Source organism: Paenibacillus sp. FA6, assembly GCF_051550225.1.
Taxonomy (GTDB): domain Bacteria; phylum Bacillota; class Bacilli; order Paenibacillales; family Paenibacillaceae; genus Paenibacillus_AQ.
The window spans coordinates 787,142-804,519 of sequence record NZ_CP188820.1 but is presented as its reverse complement, the minus strand read 5'-3'; the positions used below and the strand labels follow the sequence as shown (position 1 = coordinate 804,519).

Below are 17,378 nucleotides of genomic sequence, written 5' to 3'. Positions count from 1 at the left end.
TCCACCCTTTACTATCTCTTTATTTACTTATCTATCTATTATTAATCCTTGCCTAACAAGGATAATTCGTCCATTGTCAACTCACGGTATTTGCCGATATCAAGCTTTGGATCCAGCGGTAGCTGCCCCATTTGAACTCGTTTTAGGTATACCACCTTTTTACCTACAGCCTCAAACATCCGCTTCACCTGATGGAACTTCCCTTCATGAATCGTTAGCGAAATCGAAGAAATCAACACATCTTCAACTTGCTCTTGGCTTAACACAATCAACTCTCCAGGCAAGGTAGTATAACCATCATCCAGTGTGACCCCAAGTGCAAATTTGGCTACATCTTCCGCTCCAACATCCCCGTCTACCTTCGCTTCATACGTCTTAGGGACATGCTTCCGTGGTGACAATAGATTATGTGCGAACTTCCCATCATTCGTTAAAAGTAGTAATCCCTCTGTATCTTTATCCAGTCTTCCAACTGGAAAGGGTTCAAACAAAGCATGCTCAGAGTCCAACAAATCAAGCACCGTTGCTTCGCGCTTATCTTCGGTGGCAGATATGACTCCTTGCGGCTTATGCAACATGATATAGATAAATTCCTTATAAACTATCCTCTTTCCATCTACTTCAACCGTATCATTGAACGGATCGACATGCAACCCGCTGTCTTTCAGAATGGTATCATTTACCATGATGCTGCCTTGTTTAACCATCCTCTTGATCTCACTTCGAGAACCATAACCAAGATGAACTAGAATTTTATCAATTCTTTGCGTCTTCCGGTTTCCTCCACTCATTTAAACGACACCTCCAATTCTTCACTTATGTACGAATGTACGAATGTACGAAAAAAGCTCCAATCATAACATATATCTGTGGAACAACCCGCTATAATATCACATAGCGGGTTGTTCCATTTATTCGTCTCAAGATAAACTTCATCCTGATCGTTATCCATATTCATCCACTATCATGAGTTTTCACTCTCTCTGGTCGTTCAGGTCCCCTACGCTGTGGAATATTAGTCTTAATCGTCAGATCAGCCAAATCAACCGCCTGTTGTAGTGCTGGATCCACAATGACAATGGTCAGATCATAATAAGAAAATGGTTTCTCATCATATCGCTCCAATTTCTTAGCATAACGGCGAACTTGACTCACTAACGAACCCAACTCAATTCCGAGCGACAAGGATGGATAATGCTCCAATCGATCAGCAGCACTATCCATCATCTTCCTACCACCGGTAATATTATTATTTCGGAAATGATATAGTCCGACCGCTACTTGAAGAAGACCCTTGTATAACGGATTCCGGTTATCACGAAGCCACAATTCTTCGAGTACCTCATGACATTCGAAATAATCCTGATCACGATTGAAATAAATGAGGTAGGAAATGTACAACTCCTCATATTTCATCTGTATTCTCACCTTTTTTGGTTATAGCAATCAGTTGCTTCACTTCATCTAGAAGCAGCTTCATTTCATCCATATCATGCCTCTGCCAAATATCATTGAATCGATCTTGGAATCCAATGGCCTCATTAACCAAATGGTAGAAGTACAACTGATGGATCTGTGACAACACCTGTGTAGTAACATTGGATTCATCCTCGAACTGTTTCTGAGCCTCCAATATATCTTCACGAATACTCGACATCTCATTATCCAATGTAGATGCTGCTTCCCCTGCTTTTTTCAACCGCTTGCGAATATTTTCAGGTAAACTTTCTGGATATTTATAGCTTAGTGAATGCTCGATAGTAGCCCAAAAGTTCATCGCCAATGTACGAATTTGAATCTCAGCAAGTACAATTACTTGTCCAAGTGCGGTTTGAACAGGATATTCTACAATCATATGAAAGCTTCGATAACCACTTTCCTTATAATTCGTAATATAATCCTTCTCATACACTACTTTCAGATCTTTACGATTACGAATGTATTCGGCTACTCGTCTTATATCCTCTACGAATTGACACATAATTCGAATACCAGCAATATCCTCAATGCCCGTTTCAAGCTTATCCATCGGGACATCTAAACGTTTGGCCTTATTTAGAATGCTAGATATTTTCTTAACTCTACCTGTTACAAATTCTATAGGAGCATATTCTTCACGCTTCTTCAATTCAGAACGCATCGTTTTAAACTTAACTTTCAATTCCTCTACTGTCTGTTCGTATGGGAGCAAAAACATGCCCCAATCCCTATTGTCCATTCCCATAAGCTAGCGAACCTCCTGTCTTTCACCTTCAGTGATGATCCGCACCTACTGCTTCTGATATATGACTAAATCCATCCTGAAGTAGGCACTTTCTCAACTCAGCATGAATCTTTCGATTCACATCTGGTCCTTCATAGATAAGTGATGTATATATTTCAACCAGACTCGCGCCTGCCCGAATTTTCTCATAAGCATCCTTACCAGTAAAAATTCCCCCAGAACCGATAATCGGCAGGGAGCCATGACTCTGGCTGTAAATTCGAGATATGATTTCTGTAGATCGATTACTTAGCGGTTTGCCACTCAATCCACCGCTTTCCTTCGCATTTGAATGATTCAGCCCTTCTCTAGATAAAGTCGTATTCGTTGCAATGACACCTGAAACACCACTTGTTTGAAGGACTTCTACCATAGATTCAAGCTCCGAATCACTCACATCTGGAGCAATCTTCACCAATATATGTTTACTATTATTATGCTTACGCGCTTGTTCTTGCATTTCCTCCATGATATGCGAAAGTAGAGAAGATAATTCACTACCATATTGCAGATTACGCAAGTCTGGTGTATTCGGTGAACTAATATTGACTACGAAAAAATCACCATAAGGATATAACTTACGAATACATTCCTGATAATCCTTATAAGCTTCTTCATTCGGGGTTAGTTTATTCTTCCCTATATTTATAGCAACTGGAATTCGTCGCCTCTGATTCGTTGAAAGTCTTCGTTCCATTGCATCTATACCTTCATTATTGAACCCCATTCGATTCACGAGCGCCTCATCAGGAGGTAGTCTAAATAGACGCGGCTGTTCATTTCCAGACTGCCCCTTCGGTGTCACGGTTCCTACTTCCATAAATCCAAACCCAATGGAAGAGAATCCTTGCACAGCTACCCCATTTTTATCTAATCCCGCTGCAAGTCCAACAGGTGTCGGAAAATGTAAGCCGAATAAATCAACGGCAAGATCAGCTGTTTCCTTTACACCCCATAAGCTTCGTAACACATGAGATACACCCGGGATGGAGCCAGCAGTATGTAATCCTCCAACAACAAGATGGTGCGCCTTTTCTGGATCTATTTTAAAAAGTATCGGTTTAGCCACATTTTTATATAACACAGGTAATCCTCATCTCCATCCACTGTTTTCTCTATTTTTATAGTTTATCCTTTTACCGTTTAAAAAGAAAGTGAAACGACACCTCTATCAATCTCAATTTCCTCATGAATAGTGTTGTAGCTATTTATTTAAAAACACATTACAATTGGATTAGCGAGTGAAAATCATAGAAAGAGGGTTATCTTTATGGCAACCAAACGCAAACCACCAACACTTCAACATACCAAACAAGAAGTGAATAAGAAAGCGCTCTTATGGGTTGGACTCAGCATATCTTTCGTCGTTATTGCATTTATCGTACTACTTATTTATAACGTTTAATTCAGCCAGCGATATCTCTTGAGGGGGTTCGTCTGATCCTGTCTATGCTGTGATCGATAACGCTCTGTTGGTACCAGCACCTTATCAGGCAGAACCCCTTTTTCTATACGTACCTTCGTACCCATCGGAATAAGATCGAATAACTCCTCTACGTCCGCCTTCTCCATTCGTATACAACCTAACGATTCATCACGACCAATACTATCAGGCTCATCCGTTCCATGAATCGCATAATTGCTTGAAGATAACTGCATTCCACGGCTGCCAAATTCACCATTAGATCGTCCATTCGGGTTCACAACCTTATCCGATATAATAAAGTCATCCTCTGGTGTTCTATCACCACCCAGCCCCACTTTGTAATTACGTAATATGATATTCCCACTAACTACCGCCAAGCGATAGTTCTTTTTATCCACAATAATTTCTAATGGCTCCTCGAAAAACATATCCCCGCCCATGCCTGGGGTAGAATCCGTCGTTACTGGGTCTTCCTTATTACCAGACGTTGTACTAGAATCGCCTTTAGAGGTAGTCGTGGAAGTTGTTGCCGCTACTGTTGCACCAAAACTTGCATTGATTTCATTGAAATACTTCTTCATCACTTCCGTTGATCCGGAGATTCTATTGTGCGGAAAAGGTTGTACTAATTCACTGAAACTTTTGGGAACTCTCCCCTTTTCTTTCACAAAGAAGCGAATTGCACCTGATAATGCTGCTAATTCCTCCTGTTTCTTAACCCACAATACGGAAGATGCCTTGAGAGTCGTATCATCAGGTGGTGTACATTCACATTCATTGGGATCATAAGGCTGATAGACCACTTGTGATCCATCCGTTTTTTCTAGTGTGAACGATATGGGCATATTTTGTTTCCATAACAGCCATTTGTCTTCACGTGCCATCCCAAGCACTGCTAGCCTTGCCGGTAAAGCACCTGAATAAGCAAGCATACTCGACAAACTTTGAGCCCTTTCATCTGTTGAGCCACCAGGTTGAGCCGTAAATAGAGGATTCACAATAGGAGCATTCTGCTTTAACTCCCCTTTAGTTACGATCGTCTCCGGTTTCTGCTCAATTTCATTCATAGCAATCTGCTCTTCATCAGTACCCGAAATAGTCCTATTTTCCGGGGCCTGAATAGAAGGTATAAAGGTCAGGAGTAGGATGATTAGCGCCAGTAGAAAGACCCGTATTTTACGAGTACGACGCTCTTTATGACGTGAAATCTGCAAAATTCTATCTTCGTATTCCTTCCAGACATCATCTGGCACTTTACTCTTTTCAAAAGCTTCAAATACTTCACTAGATTGATTAAAACAATAATTAGCCTTACCTTCCTGACCATTTTTTTCGTATTCCTTACCTAATAAGTACCATCCCATCTTATTCTCAGGATGTAACTTCACATATTCTTTAAGATATATAGAATCTTTCATCTCATCTGAACCCCCGAAACACCGATTTACTATATATATCGGCAGAAAGACAAAAAAAATAGACATCCCCACTTCAAGCTATTTCGTGAGAACGCCTATTTTATTATTTCATCCCTATCAAAACCTGCCATTAACCCTCTTTATTAAAAGGTTCGTCTGCGATCTTGATAGAATCTGTAGGGCAACCATCACATGCATCATCTAAATCATCAAACATGTCTTCTGGTATCACTGTCACACCGCGGTTAGCATCGTTTCCGTAGATAACTTCAGCTATGCCTTCATCGTCATAATCATAAATATCTGGTGCTGTTGCACCGCACGCACCACATGCAATGCATGTATCTTTCTCTACCCATGTATATTTAGCCATTGTTTTCTCTTCCTCCTGTATATCCATTCATTACAGTCTTTATTTCAAACGACATCATTCATAATATTAAACCATTAAAAATGAATTTTCAATTGATTTCAAACAATATTACCAATTGCTATCGCATTTATGACAATTTATCATCTGCTTTATCTCTGAAATCCATTTGCAATGAAGTTCCTCTAACTTTGTGATTCCGGATTAACACCGACGGGTCATCACCTAACATTCCAGCTGTCAGAACCGCATTCTCACCGAACTTATTACGTAGCAAATCCATTGCCTTCGTTAAGGATTCCTTCTTGGGCTGCTGCTCATAATTAAAAAGGTCCAATTGAATGGCTGAATTTTCTTTAGATATAAGATGTTGCAACGTAACGCCTAGCAATCTCACGGGCTTATCCCAGTTCCAGTGTTCATGATATAATTGGCAGGCCTGCTCATAAATATCTTCTGTATGGTCTGTTGGAGCATTCATCGTATGGGTACGTGTAATGGTCTTCATATCAGGCGTTCGAATCGTGATCTGCACTCCACCCGCAACCAATTGTTGTCGTCGAAGCCTACGAGCCACTTGGTCGCTTAAGTTGAGCAGAACACGATGGATATCCTCTTTCACACAGATATCCTCAGGAAGGGTCGTTGTATGACCAATCGACTTGCTCTGTTCACGCCCCTCTAGCACCGGAGAGTGGTCAATCCCATTCGAAGCCTGCTTCATCCATAAACCAAGCACACCAAAACTCTGTTTCAATAATTGGTCTTCCGCTACAGCCAACTGCCCAATCGTATGAATATTAAGTTTACGTAATTTATCTGCGGTTCGGTCACCAATGCCAAATAATTCAACACAGGGCTTTTCCCAAAGAATCTTAGGAACATCACGGATACGGAGTATCGTTAGACCGTTTGGTTTTTTCATATCTGAAGCCATTTTTGCCAGAAGTTTATTCGGTGCGATACCAATAGAGCATGGAAGCGATAGCTCTTTATACACTCTATTCTGAATTTCTGTAGCAATCTCAAGTGGGGTGCCAAATTGTTTGGATCCTGAAATATCTAAGTAACACTCATCTATCGATGTCGCTTCCATACAAGGCGTGTAATCATAAGCTATCTTCATAAAAGCGTTAGAATACTTACGATATGCATTGAAATCCGGCGAAATAACAATCAAGTTAGGACACTTCTTCAACGCTTGATTGACAAGCATCCCCGTTGATACACCTAAACGTCTTGCAGCATATGAACAAGTCACAATAATTCCTTTACGAAGCTCAACACTTCCCGCTACAGCCGTCGGCTTACCACGGTATTTATCAGGCTCTTCCGCTTCATGTACAGAGCAATAGAATGCATTCATATCGACATGAAGTATAACCCTGCCATGAGCTGGATAATATTCATCGATTTTTCTCACTATTATACCCCTTCTTCATTCATATAGATGACGGTATTGTCAGCATACCCCCCTCTCACCTAGAGGTCAAGATATAAGCCTGGCAAAGAAAATTGAATTCTTTGTTACATTCCAGCGTAGAAGTGTTATAATTATGAACTATAAAAAAGGTCATTACAGTGAGAGTTCAAAAGGAGGGCTACCATGTCTGCATCCATTTCTATATTCGATACAACCTTACGTGACGGCACACAAGGCGAAGGAGTCAGTTTATCGGCGGACGACAAATTGAAAATCGCCAAAAAACTAGATGATCTCGGTGTTCATTATATTGAAGGTGGCATTCCCGGGAGCAATAGCAAAGATATTGAATTTTTCAAAAGAGTTCAAGAGCTTGGGCTTCGTGCAAAAATCACTGCATTTGGAAGTACAAGACGCAAGAACACGGAAGCAGCACAAGATAGAAATCTACTGTCCATTCTTGATTCAGGCGCACAGGCTGCAACTTTAGTTGGGAAGTCATGGGACTTCCATGTTCATACTGCACTTCAGACAACTTTGGATGAGAATTTAGCTATGATTTACGATTCCATTTCATTCTTGAAACACAACGGACTTGAAGTAATCTTTGATGCTGAACATTTCTTCGATGGCTACAAAAACAATCCAGAATATGCGCTTGCAGTTCTTCAAAAAGCAAAAGATGCTGGGGCTGATTGGTTAACGATGTGTGATACGAACGGCGGAACCCTTCCCCATGAGATTCACGATATTGTCGCATCTGTTGCCACACATTTACCTCAAGCTAACCTAGGTATCCATACTCATAATGACTGCGAACTTGCTGTTGCTAACACATTAAGTGCTATCCAAGCTGGAGCAAGACAAATCCAAGGGACAATTAATGGGTATGGAGAACGATGTGGAAATGCAAATCTATGCTCGATCATCCCTACGCTTCAGCTTAAAATGGGGTATGACTGCATTGAATCAGAATCGTTAAAGCAACTATCCAATACGGCTCGTTATGTAAGTGAAATCGCAAATGTACACTTACCCGTTAACCAGCCTTATGTTGGTAGTGCTTCATTTGCCCATAAGGGAGGCATTCATGTCTCTGCAATCCTGAGAGATTCACGTACTTATGAGCATATCTCACCGGAACTTGTTGGTAATAAACAACGAATCCTCGTCTCTGAATTAGCAGGTCAGAGCAATATTCTGTCCAAAGCGAAGGATATGGGCGTAGAATTTGATCCAACCCATGAACAATCGCGTAAGGTGATTGATAAAATCAAGGATCTTGAACACCAAGGATATCAATTTGAAGCAGCGGACGCTTCCTTAGAGCTTTTGTTACGTGAAGCAAATGGACAAATATCCGAGCTCTTCACCTTTGAATCCTTCAAAATGCTTGTTGAAAAAATTGCAGGTAAACCTGTCGTTTCTGAAGCATTTGTTAAATTAAAGATTGATGGTCAAAGCGTATACACGGCAGCAGAAGGAAATGGACCGGTCAATGCGCTAGATAACGCCTTACGAAAAGCACTTGTTCAATCCTTTCCAGAGCTTAAAGAAATGCATCTATCTGACTACAAGGTACGTGTCCTAGATGAGAAAGATGCAACAGCAGCTAGAGTTCGCGTTCTTATTGAATCGAAGAATATGGATAGTACATGGAATACGGTCGGTGTATCTGGTAATGTCATTGAAGCCAGTTGGGAAGCCTTAGTCGACAGTATGCGATATGCACTCTTAGGTCAGATTGGGCAAGTTGAGAAACTTCCGAATAATGCAGGCCAACATGGTCTTGTCAATCATTAATGAGTAAGAATAAAACCTCGGCATCCACAATGGACACCGAGGTTTTGTTCTATCAGAATTTAATTAACTGTTGCACTTTCTTTTCCAATTCCTTTGCCGAAATAGTCCCGAGAATGATTTCCTGAATCACACCGTGTTTGTCGATCAGTACATTTGTTGGAAAGGCTGCGCCCTGATATTGATCAAATATCGTAGCCTCGAGATCAAGCAGCACAGGGAAATTCAAGTGATATTTCTCAACGAATTTCTCAGCACTCTTCTTATTATCAAACTTGGTTACATTGACACCATAGATTATAAGCTCATTTGGGTACTCGTTAGCTATTCTTACTAAATCAGGCGCCTCTTGCTTACACGGATCACACCACGAAGCCCAGAAGTTCACCATAATGGCTTTCTCCTGCTCTCCACCTACATTATACAAATCCCCATCCAAACCAATCGCAGAGAATGGAGGAGCGAGTAACCCCGCCTTAGGACCCGTCTCAGTGGGGTGAGGTTTATCCATCTGAAATACAGCTTTCACCCCAGGATCAGCATTCTGATACACAGCTATTGCCAACAAAATAAATGTGACAATCAATACAGTTATGTTGCGCTTCATGATGGTTTCTTCCTTCACTTAAAGTTATTACGTATTATTCTACCCTGTTTCTTAAATAACTTACAGCGTTATCCCTCATGATTGTTTGTTAAGCGCTAGTTATCGTGTTGATCCCTCTCATTATGAACGACTTAAATAGGCGTATAGATCACTAAGTGTATCTACCCTACGCTTGGAGATATCGGTGAGATATGACTTCCACAACTTAGCAGTCATCAACGCATCCTCTAAAGCATGATGTCTTCCTATAATAGGAATATTACGCTCCATTAATAATTCATCAAGTCCGTACCCATCACGCTGTGGTTCGAGCCAGCGCGCAATCATCATCGTGTCAATGATACGATGTCTTAGATGAGTCTTCGAAGTCTTCCACAAAGCTGCATTTAGAAATGCCTTATCATGAGCGCTAGCATGAGCAATTAGCACTCTTCCCCCTACAAAAGACATAAAGTCATGCAAACCATTCATAAGTGGTGGTGCTCCGTCTGTCATCCCTTGCGTGATCCCCGTCAATTCAGTAATATGCTGTGGAACTTGCCTACGGCAATCCACCAATGAATAGAACCTTTCCTCCTCAATGATATCAGCACCTACCATTTTCACAGCACCGAAAGACAAAATTCCATCCCCATGCTGGGAGGAAAAACCCGTAGTCTCAAGATCAAATACAACAGTCTCAAGCTTTGATAAAGGAATCATTAACGCATCTGGACGACGCTGTTCTTTCAATAATGAACGGATAAAGGCCATATATTGAGCAGTGGGTGCCCCTATGCTGGTAGCTTTAGTAGATGGAATTCCCTCATGCCCTTTCATAGTTTCTTCCAATCTGCATATCGTAACATACGCTGTAGTACTCTATGTGTTCTTCTCACTGATCCCAAGCTCTCACGAAGGTCATGCATGATTTTTTTTCTCTTCAGATCTTGTTCCGGAATATAATTACTACCTACAAATAACCCATCAACTATTGTGTAGGAAGTACTTGCCCTCAATTGGATAGCTATTTCAAAGGCTTTATGGCAATCTTCAATGGCGATATCCCCCGCACCTAGAGACATCAATTTATCCAACCTACTCTGTGTCATCGTTTCTTGTACACTGAATTGTATTGCCATAAATCTCACGAAATTTACTAATGGAATATAGAGGCCATATTTAATATCGAATTCACCTGCATGCTCACCAAATCGCTCAGTCACGACTCTCCCCAATAGATTTAATGTTGCCTTATGTTTAACCGTATTGCGTAATATGGAAAATTGTAGTTCAGGAGAATCTTCGAAAGCTTGATATAATGCACTTTTAAAATGCTCGGTTAAGATATTGTCGCCAGCTATATGACGTACATCAGCTGCGATGATCAAATAACGAATTGGCTCCCAACTCATATCTTTTCCCCACTCCGCTAATGTCACTTTCCACTCCTGTAGCGACCTTCTCCACATTGGTTCTGAGCACATCACTTTCCCTAGACATTTCTCATATCCCAAATAAGCAAGCCTGTCACACACGATGATGGAAAACTTCTCGAAATATTTATTTTTGCTCTCACTAAAGTCATCACTGATAATCATCCCATTATCTTGATCACTCCACAGAGTAGATTCTAAACGCCCTGCACTTCCGAATACAACGAACGAATAAACTACAGGTGGTAGACCATAACCGTCTACCACCATTTCTTCTTCACAATTTTTCAATACTTTAGCTACAAATAAATCATGCATATGATTGACAAGAGACATCCATTCTGAAATTGGCAATACACACTTCAACTGCTGAAGATCTGTCTGATATTCAATACGCCTGTCTTTTAATTCCTCCCAAGATGTGGAGATTGCAATTCGGTTCAAGTCTATATTATGCGCCAGTGAATTCAACGATGTCATATCACCCGCCCCTCTCCTTACATGCATTTTGGTTAGCAGATCATAATAATCGTTAATTCATATCCGGTGTTGACGGGTTCACCTGGGATTTAGCTTCTGTATTTACTAGTAATTTCATTTGTTCAGGATATCCATAGGTACCATGTTCACTAATATCCAACCCCATCATTTCTTCTTCTTCCGTAACACGAAGTCCCATAATCATTTTCATTGCACCAAGAATAATGAATGAGACCGTAAATACGAATGCGAAGGTACCAAGGACACCTAGTGCTTGAATCCCTAATTGGTGAAGACCTCCGCCATAGAACAATCCTGCTTCCCCCACTCCCGTAGCCTCAGCCAATTCTGCAGTAGCGAAGAATCCAGTAGATAGAGCACCCCATACTCCTGCAATACCATGAACAGATACAGCATAGATTGGATCATCTAATCCAGCGCGTTCTAACCATTGTCCAGCTAAGAATGCGACCATACCCGCAATAGCACCGATGACAATCGCTGCCCATGGTTCAACAAAAGCACAAGATCCTGTTATAGCTACCAACGCGGCAAGCAGGCCATTCAACATACTCGGAATATCACCCTTACCAAAAATGACCCAGGAGATAGCAAGCGCGGCCAATGCTCCAGCAGCAGCTGCAATATTCGTTGTAAGCGATACATATCCAAAGAAATCTCCTAATCCCGTTAATCCGCTGCCTGGATTAAATCCGAACCAACCTATCCAAAGAATGATAACACCAAGTACCGTATATACTTGGTTATGTCCTGGAATAGAATTCGGCTTACCGTCTTTATTGTATTTACCTAGGCGCGGTCTTAATAAATATGTCGCTACAAGCGCTGCCGTAGCACCCGTCAGATGGACTACAGTAGACCCAGCATAATCTTGCATACCTAACTCAGCAAGCCATCCTCCACCCCATACCCAGTGCGCGACGACTGGATAAATAACTACCATGAACAATATTCCAAATATAATGTAGACACTTAATTTAGCACGTTCTGCCATTCCACCAGAAGCAATCGCCAACGAAATAGCAGCGAACGATAATTGGAATAAAAACTTCACCGTTAAAGATACATCTGAACCTGCTAAGGAATTGAATGAACTAGCCATACCTTCTCCACCTAGGAAGAAGCCCGTTTGACCAATTATTCCATTACCATTACCAAATCCTAGACCAAATCCAACTGCCCAGAAGGAAATCACTGAAACACCCAAAGTCAATATTGTTTTACCTGCAACATGACCAGCATTCTTCATACGAACAGATCCTGCTTCCAACAACACAAAGCCTGCTTGCATGAAGAATACTAGTATAACTGCTAAAAAGACAAAGACTGTGTTAAGCCCTGCTTGTAATTCCAAATTGCTTGCCCCACCATCTGCAAAAGCACGTATTGGAAAAGCTAACAATGCTGTCATTCCCAAAAAGACACCCATCCATCTTCTTCCCATAAAAACCATCCCCTTTTCATGTCAGGTTATATAACACAATTCAACACCCTGTAAGGTGATTATAAGCACGAGCAATAATACCTGACAATTCTTTTTTATTTATCAACAGAATAGATATTTCTTATGTTAGAATCTGTAACATTTCAAGTGTTATATTTATTTATAGTTTCTATTTCACAAATAAAACATTTTATCATCAAGAAAGTCTAACGTTTGACTGTATGGTTGTTCATCAGGTATCATAATTTAAATAAGTACTTAATGGGGTGATTTCACATCGGAGATATCATGTTGTACCGAATTGGACAATTAGCAAGAGTGGCTGGCATCAGCGAACGAACTATCGATTACTATACCAAATTAGGGTTGATTACTCCCGAAAGCCGAACTCAGAAAAATTACCGTCTATACAGTAATGAAACCTCTGAACGTCTGGTACGTATTATTCAGTTAAAGAAAGAGAAGTATACTTTAGAAGAAATTAAAGCAAGGTTAGACAAGTGGAATATGATTATCGAGGAAACACAAGTTTCAGACAAGCTAACCTATCTAGAACTGCATATGCTTCAGTTGGAGAAGGAATTAAGAGAACTTAGCCCTCTAATTGAACAGATGAAGCCAGTACAGGCTAGGCGTACGCTTAGACAATTACTGCCACAAGGGGCAGCTTGTTTAGAGGCACTGAAGATTCTACTCGATCATGGACCATTGTTGTGACTTCTTTAACTGACTTTAAAGTAGCACTATTATACAGGAGGTTAATAAATGAATTCTAATTCCATGTTTATTCTAATTATCATCGCATTCTTATTCTCATTATGGGCACAATTCCGTGTTAAAGGAACTTTCAATAAATGGGCTAAGGTACCCGTCCATAACGGATTAACAGGATATGACGCTGCTAGGCGTATGCTAGATGCTAATGGCCTTCAAGATATTCCCATTGAGCCTGTCAAGGGTTCCCTGACCGATCATTACGACCCCATTCATAAGGTAGTTCGTTTATCGGAAACCGTGTATTACGAAAATTCAATCTCAGCTGTATCTGTAGCCTGTCATGAGATTGGCCATGCTATACAACACAAAGAAAGCTATCCTATGTTAGTACTGCGCCATCGAATGTTCCCAGTTGTTAATTTCGCTTCACGGATAGCACCTTTCCTACTGATTGCAGGATTCATATTCGCTGCTACCAACCTAATCGGTCTAGGAATAATCTTCTTCTCCGCTGCTGTAGCATTCCAACTCGTTACATTGCCAGTTGAATTCAACGCTAGTAATCGTGCTCGTACGATCATGATAGAACAAGGCTTTATTTCGAACGATGAAGAACGCGGTGTAGCTAAAGTTCTTAATGCTGCTGCACTTACTTACGTAGCCGCTGCTATAATCTCGATTCTCGAGTTAATTCGTTATATCATGATCTTTACAAGCAATCGTGACTAATCAAGTAGAAACGGCAATACCGTCCTTTTTCAAAGAGCTTATGCTTTCGATGCTAGCGATACTTCGTATCACTTTAAGGCACCCGTTTCAGCGGAAATATAAGGAATAGAGTATCAAGTGAAACTTATACTTTCTTATATTTCAAATCAAAGAAAACCCCGATTTTATCCAATCGGGGTTTTCTTATTCTCGTCAATAAACTCGAAATATTTAAGTAAGAAATTACGAAATGCCTGTGCAACTAGGGGAAGCTTGTCATCTGATCTATGAATTAATCCGATCGTACGTGTTATTCTCGGTTCGATTACTCTAACACGAGCAGGTTGGAGTGGATTACTCTGAAAGAAGGCCATCTCTGGCAAGAGACTAACTCCCATTCCCGCCCCTACCAAACCACGAATCGTATCCGTTTCTTCCCCTTCAAAGGCGATTTCCGGAGTAAATCCCGCTTCAAGACATGCCTGCCACACGATTGGACGTAGAGAATATCCTTTACTAAATAAAATGAATTTATCTTCTTTCAGTTGATCTAGAGTTATCGATTCCTGCTCTGCCAATGCATGACTTAGGGGAAGTATCGCGTACAGCTCCTCAGTTAAAAGAACATCTCCTTCTACGTGTTCATGCCCCTCAGGAAATGGAGATATAAATGCCAAATCAACTTCAGCTGATATGACATCCTTTATTAGCGATGGGTACATCCCTTGTTTGAAGCGGAATCTCACATTAGGGTAACGCTTTCTGAACTCTGCAACAACGGATGGAATCAAGTGAATACCCAGACTATGAGGAAAGCCTATTCTAATCTCCCCACGTTCAGGATCTAGAAATTCATGAACCTCAGCCACAGCTTTATCCAGATCCTTCATAAGGGTCTCTACTCGCTTACAGAATAGATGACCTACAGGTGTTAATTGTAGGTTTCTACCCTTTTGCATAAATAAATCCACACCTAATTCCTGCTCCAATTGATGAATCTGCCTACTTACTGCAGACTGGGCTACATGAAGTTCTTCAGCCGCTTGAGTTACGTGCTCTTTCTGTGCAACTTTCATGAAATAGTGCAACTGTCTCAGTTCCACGCGGATATCGCTCCAATCTAGAGTGTGTAATTTTCATTCATTATCGCTTTTTTATAAGTCTAATCATGAGTCCATATACGAAGAATCCACCAATCATACCGCCGAAATGAGCCATCAAGTTCACATTTGGGGCAATGAAAGAATATACGATCCCAATCATAAGCATAGCATACAACGTCTTGCGAGAGGACTCATCTATTATTTTCCGTTGGAATACAGCAATGTATAGTAACGCACCGTATACGCCATAGATCGCACCTGAAGCACCCACAGATATCATATTCGTACCTATTTGAGTATAATAGGCAGTGGATAGAATATTCCCTACAATGCCACTCAAGACGTATAGCAGTGTGTATCTCCACCAACCCATAAGTCGTTCAAGTGGCGGAGCGAATACTAATAACGCAAAACTATTAAACAGCAAATGTTCAAACCCATTGTGAAGAAACATAGAAGTGACATATCTCCAGGCTTCACCACCATTCACAAGTGCCCCGAATCGATATAGTGTCTCTTTTTCGGTTGAGCCACCATTCAAAGATAACACCAAGAACATGATGATGTTAGCTAATAATAGAAGTGTTGTGACAGGATAAAATTTAATATAACTTTTCCAGTTCTCATAACGAATAAATATCATAATAGCCTTCCTTTCTTTATACTTAGATAACGCCAACATTGGTAATACATTCTTAAGTAGATTATAATAATCTTGGAAGTCTTTACTTAAATCAAATAATCAAGGAGGAATCTCACAATGCCACAAGAACGCTCAGGTATAGCTACTCTTAAAGGTAACCCCATCACATTGGTTGGTCCAGAATTAAAAGCAGGTGATTCCGCTCCCGACTTCACAGTAAGTAAAAACTTGCTTGAAGAAGTATCCCTGAAGGATTATGCAGGTAAAATTAAATTAATAAGTGTCGTTCCTTCACTTGACACAGGTGTGTGTGACGCACAGACTCGACGATTCAATGTAGTTGCAGATCAACTAGGAGACGATGTCGTTATCCTTACGATCAGTATGGACCTTCCATTCGCCCAAGAACGTTGGTGCGGTGCAGCCGGTGTTGAGCGTGTCGTGACATTATCTGACCATAAGTCATCTTCTTTCGGTGAAGCTTATGGAGTATTGATTAAAGAATTACGTCTTGATATGCGCTCAATTTTCGTTATAGATAAAAACGATAAACTCGCTTATGTTGAATATCTCAAAGAAATGACTGAACATCCAAATTACGAAGATGCTATAGCAGCAGTTAAAGAACTACTGTAATTCATACTAAAAAAAGCGAGAGAAAGAGAACATCTTTCTCTCGCTTTTTTATAAATTCATATAATAATTGCTTGTCCACTATGACTGTATATTTCCAATCCATTGAATCCCTGTTATGAAATTTTATATTTAGCTAGTTTCTTATCTAATATGGTGAACAAATGGATAATATATCGATAATTAGCTCCTAAATCTCCTAACGAGCCCCTTGAAGCTGAGTATATATCGACCGCACTACGAACTGGTGTGACCGATAATACAGATACTGTAATATCCACCGTACGTCCCATAGCACTCCTCTTCTCTAGAATGATCTCTCCAACCGAGGGTACCTCATGCAAAACTTTATAACCTGGAATTTTTTTTAGCGTGGATGTCACTTCCTCCCATGCCTTGTCCTTCGATAAATTGTAGTAGCGCGTTTTCATTTTAGGATCTTTCGCTCGGTCACTCGTTCCCTCTTGACTCCGTATGACCCCAATTAAAACTCTCTTTAACGACAAGACCGTTCCCCCTTTATATTATCCATCAATACATACCTATTAGTTTAACATTGAACTGTTCAGAACAAAAGAGGTGCTACCTTATAATCTCATTCTTGAATAAAAAAAACATTCGAATGTCGTTAAATTATCGACATTCGAATGCAGGTAACAAATACTTATTAGATAAAAAGGAATCCCGCTTATGCCGTCCGGTCAAATAGCCCTCTGAACCTGCAGTAGCAGGTGGGTGATTTCGGAAATGTTTTTGAAGTCCCCGTGTCATATAGACAGGGCGTTCCAGCCACGCTTCTTATTAATCTCCCTAGACAATCATCATTGGTTCAAAATAACGATCAACCGTGGCGAACATCGCAGGATGTATTTTCATTATAATCCTAATCTCTATAAAAGTAAACTCA

20 protein-coding genes and 1 other RNA gene are annotated in these 17,378 nt (G+C 40.6%); 5 read left to right on the top strand and 16 right to left on the bottom strand.

Going from position 1 to position 17,378, the window contains the following annotated elements; genetic code table 11:
- Window positions 1-41: 41 nt before the first annotated feature.
- From ACP8HI_RS03675 to ACP8HI_RS03655, 5 genes are read right to left on the bottom strand one after another with little or no spacing between them, the layout of a single operon-like run.
- On the bottom strand, window positions 42-791 hold the full coding sequence (locus ACP8HI_RS03675; protein WP_438349785.1) for a pseudouridine synthase: 750 nt from the start codon (window positions 789-791) through the stop codon (window positions 42-44).
- On the bottom strand, window positions 788-952 hold the full coding sequence (locus ACP8HI_RS03670) for a hypothetical protein (RefSeq protein ID WP_438349784.1): 165 nt from the start codon (window positions 950-952) through the stop codon (window positions 788-790). The genes ACP8HI_RS03675 and ACP8HI_RS03670 overlap by 4 nt, the downstream gene beginning before the upstream one ends.
- A gap of 2 nt (window positions 953-954) precedes the next feature.
- A complete protein-coding gene (locus tag ACP8HI_RS03665) occupies window positions 955-1,416 on the bottom strand; it encodes a DUF309 domain-containing protein (protein WP_438349783.1) in 462 nt (153 codons plus the stop codon).
- Window positions 1,406-2,218, bottom strand: a complete 813-nt coding sequence (locus tag ACP8HI_RS03660; RefSeq protein WP_438351695.1) for a GTP pyrophosphokinase — start codon at window positions 2,216-2,218, stop codon at window positions 1,406-1,408. Before ACP8HI_RS03660 ends, ACP8HI_RS03665 begins: the two co-directional genes overlap by 11 nt.
- Window positions 2,219-2,252: 34 nt before the next feature.
- Window positions 2,253-3,347, bottom strand: a complete 1,095-nt coding sequence (locus ACP8HI_RS03655) for a quinone-dependent dihydroorotate dehydrogenase (protein WP_438349782.1) — start codon at window positions 3,345-3,347, stop codon at window positions 2,253-2,255.
- A gap of 186 nt (window positions 3,348-3,533) precedes the next feature.
- Here ACP8HI_RS03655 and ACP8HI_RS03650 point away from each other — a divergent pair, with 186 nt between their 5' ends.
- Window positions 3,534-3,668: a hypothetical protein gene (locus tag ACP8HI_RS03650; protein WP_438349781.1), complete on the top strand. Its 135-nt coding sequence runs from the start codon at window positions 3,534-3,536 to the stop codon at window positions 3,666-3,668.
- Here ACP8HI_RS03650 and ACP8HI_RS03645 read toward each other — a convergent pair.
- The 3 genes from ACP8HI_RS03645 to ACP8HI_RS03635 form a co-directional block, all read right to left on the bottom strand.
- Entirely contained in the window at window positions 3,665-5,107 is a 1,443-nt protein-coding gene (locus tag ACP8HI_RS03645) for a L,D-transpeptidase (RefSeq protein ID WP_438349780.1), read from the bottom strand. The genes ACP8HI_RS03650 and ACP8HI_RS03645 overlap by 4 nt on opposite strands.
- 130 nt (window positions 5,108-5,237) lie before the next feature.
- Entirely contained in the window at window positions 5,238-5,480 is a 243-nt protein-coding gene (locus ACP8HI_RS03640; RefSeq protein WP_438349779.1) for a ferredoxin, read from the bottom strand.
- Between the two features lie 127 nt (window positions 5,481-5,607).
- The gene (locus ACP8HI_RS03635; protein ID WP_438349778.1) at window positions 5,608-6,900 is read right to left on the bottom strand and encodes a DNA polymerase IV; all 1,293 of its coding nucleotides are present in this window, start codon (window positions 6,898-6,900) and stop codon (window positions 5,608-5,610) included.
- A gap of 183 nt (window positions 6,901-7,083) precedes the next feature.
- Between ACP8HI_RS03635 and cimA the strand changes: the two genes are divergently transcribed.
- Window positions 7,084-8,703 (top strand): citramalate synthase, encoded by a 1,620-nt coding sequence (cimA, locus tag ACP8HI_RS03630; protein ID WP_438349777.1) that lies wholly within the window; start codon window positions 7,084-7,086, stop codon window positions 8,701-8,703.
- Window positions 8,704-8,755: 52 nt separating this feature from the next.
- On the opposite strand, the gene ACP8HI_RS03625 is transcribed toward cimA, so the two are convergent.
- The 4 genes from ACP8HI_RS03625 to ACP8HI_RS03610 all read right to left on the bottom strand — a co-directional run bounded on the left by ACP8HI_RS03625 (window position 8,756) and on the right by ACP8HI_RS03610 (window position 12,667).
- Window positions 8,756-9,307, bottom strand: coding sequence for a TlpA family protein disulfide reductase (locus ACP8HI_RS03625; RefSeq protein ID WP_438349776.1), 552 nt, complete (start codon window positions 9,305-9,307; stop codon window positions 8,756-8,758).
- A 120-nt stretch (window positions 9,308-9,427) separates the two neighbouring features.
- Window positions 9,428-10,126 carry an exonuclease domain-containing protein gene (locus ACP8HI_RS03620; protein ID WP_438351694.1) on the bottom strand — a complete coding sequence of 233 codons (699 nt, stop codon included), beginning with the start codon at window positions 10,124-10,126 and terminating at the stop codon, window positions 9,428-9,430.
- Window positions 10,123-11,202: a DUF294 nucleotidyltransferase-like domain-containing protein gene (locus ACP8HI_RS03615; RefSeq protein WP_438349775.1), complete on the bottom strand. Its 1,080-nt coding sequence runs from the start codon at window positions 11,200-11,202 to the stop codon at window positions 10,123-10,125. The genes ACP8HI_RS03620 and ACP8HI_RS03615 overlap by 4 nt, the downstream gene beginning before the upstream one ends.
- 52 nt (window positions 11,203-11,254) lie before the next feature.
- Window positions 11,255-12,667: an ammonium transporter gene (locus ACP8HI_RS03610; protein WP_438349774.1), complete on the bottom strand. Its 1,413-nt coding sequence runs from the start codon at window positions 12,665-12,667 to the stop codon at window positions 11,255-11,257.
- 288 nt (window positions 12,668-12,955) lie between these two features.
- Here ACP8HI_RS03610 and ACP8HI_RS03605 point away from each other — a divergent pair, with 288 nt between their 5' ends.
- The gene (locus ACP8HI_RS03605; RefSeq protein ID WP_438349773.1) at window positions 12,956-13,384 is read left to right on the top strand and encodes a MerR family transcriptional regulator; all 429 of its coding nucleotides are present in this window, start codon (window positions 12,956-12,958) and stop codon (window positions 13,382-13,384) included.
- A 48-nt stretch (window positions 13,385-13,432) separates the two neighbouring features.
- On the top strand, window positions 13,433-14,113 hold the full coding sequence (locus ACP8HI_RS03600; RefSeq protein ID WP_438349772.1) for a zinc metallopeptidase: 681 nt from the start codon (window positions 13,433-13,435) through the stop codon (window positions 14,111-14,113).
- 164 nt (window positions 14,114-14,277) lie between these two features.
- Here ACP8HI_RS03600 and ACP8HI_RS03595 read toward each other — a convergent pair whose 3' ends face one another.
- Together ACP8HI_RS03595 and ACP8HI_RS03590 are read right to left on the bottom strand one after the other, a co-directional pair.
- Complete coding sequence (locus ACP8HI_RS03595) at window positions 14,278-15,195, bottom strand: LysR family transcriptional regulator (protein ID WP_438349771.1); 918 nt, start codon at window positions 15,193-15,195, stop codon at window positions 14,278-14,280.
- A 40-nt stretch (window positions 15,196-15,235) separates the two neighbouring features.
- Window positions 15,236-15,838 carry a rhomboid family intramembrane serine protease gene (locus ACP8HI_RS03590; protein ID WP_438349770.1) on the bottom strand — a complete coding sequence of 201 codons (603 nt, stop codon included), beginning with the start codon at window positions 15,836-15,838 and terminating at the stop codon, window positions 15,236-15,238.
- A gap of 117 nt (window positions 15,839-15,955) precedes the next feature.
- Between ACP8HI_RS03590 and tpx the strand changes: the two genes are divergently transcribed.
- Entirely contained in the window at window positions 15,956-16,474 is a 519-nt protein-coding gene (gene tpx / locus ACP8HI_RS03585) for a thiol peroxidase (protein WP_438349769.1), read from the top strand.
- 113 nt (window positions 16,475-16,587) lie between these two features.
- On the opposite strand, the gene ACP8HI_RS03580 is transcribed toward tpx, so the two are convergent.
- Entirely contained in the window at window positions 16,588-16,977 is a 390-nt protein-coding gene (locus ACP8HI_RS03580; RefSeq protein ID WP_438349768.1) for a DUF1499 domain-containing protein, read from the bottom strand.
- Window positions 16,978-17,148: 171 nt separating this feature from the next.
- A non-coding RNA gene (ssrS, locus tag ACP8HI_RS03575) (6S RNA) lies at window positions 17,149-17,340 on the bottom strand.
- Window positions 17,341-17,378: the final 38 nt, after the last annotated feature.

Coding starts and splice junctions, on each gene's coding strand:
- ACP8HI_RS03605 (WP_438349773.1), top strand. CDS start 12,956: ATGTTGTACCGAATTGGACAATTAGCAAGAGTGGCTGGCATCAGCGAA.
- ACP8HI_RS03590 (WP_438349770.1), bottom strand. CDS start 15,838: ATGATATTTATTCGTTATGAGAACTGGAAAAGTTATATTAAATTTTAT.
- ACP8HI_RS03665 (WP_438349783.1), bottom strand. CDS start 1,416: ATGAAATATGAGGAGTTGTACATTTCCTACCTCATTTATTTCAATCGT.
- ACP8HI_RS03650 (WP_438349781.1), top strand. CDS start 3,534: ATGGCAACCAAACGCAAACCACCAACACTTCAACATACCAAACAAGAA.
- cimA (WP_438349777.1), top strand. CDS start 7,084: ATGTCTGCATCCATTTCTATATTCGATACAACCTTACGTGACGGCACA.
- ACP8HI_RS03600 (WP_438349772.1), top strand. CDS start 13,433: ATGAATTCTAATTCCATGTTTATTCTAATTATCATCGCATTCTTATTC.
- ACP8HI_RS03645 (WP_438349780.1), bottom strand. CDS start 5,107: ATGAAAGATTCTATATATCTTAAAGAATATGTGAAGTTACATCCTGAG.
- ACP8HI_RS03670 (WP_438349784.1), bottom strand. CDS start 952: ATGGATAACGATCAGGATGAAGTTTATCTTGAGACGAATAAATGGAAC.
- ACP8HI_RS03620 (WP_438351694.1), bottom strand. CDS start 10,126: ATGAAAGGGCATGAGGGAATTCCATCTACTAAAGCTACCAGCATAGGG.
- ACP8HI_RS03675 (WP_438349785.1), bottom strand. CDS start 791: ATGAGTGGAGGAAACCGGAAGACGCAAAGAATTGATAAAATTCTAGTT.
- ACP8HI_RS03615 (WP_438349775.1), bottom strand. CDS start 11,202: ATGACATCGTTGAATTCACTGGCGCATAATATAGACTTGAACCGAATT.
- tpx (WP_438349769.1), top strand. CDS start 15,956: ATGCCACAAGAACGCTCAGGTATAGCTACTCTTAAAGGTAACCCCATC.
- ACP8HI_RS03610 (WP_438349774.1), bottom strand. CDS start 12,667: ATGGGAAGAAGATGGATGGGTGTCTTTTTGGGAATGACAGCATTGTTA.
- ACP8HI_RS03640 (WP_438349779.1), bottom strand. CDS start 5,480: ATGGCTAAATATACATGGGTAGAGAAAGATACATGCATTGCATGTGGT.
- ACP8HI_RS03625 (WP_438349776.1), bottom strand. CDS start 9,307: ATGAAGCGCAACATAACTGTATTGATTGTCACATTTATTTTGTTGGCA.
- ACP8HI_RS03660 (WP_438351695.1), bottom strand. CDS start 2,218: ATGGACAATAGGGATTGGGGCATGTTTTTGCTCCCATACGAACAGACA.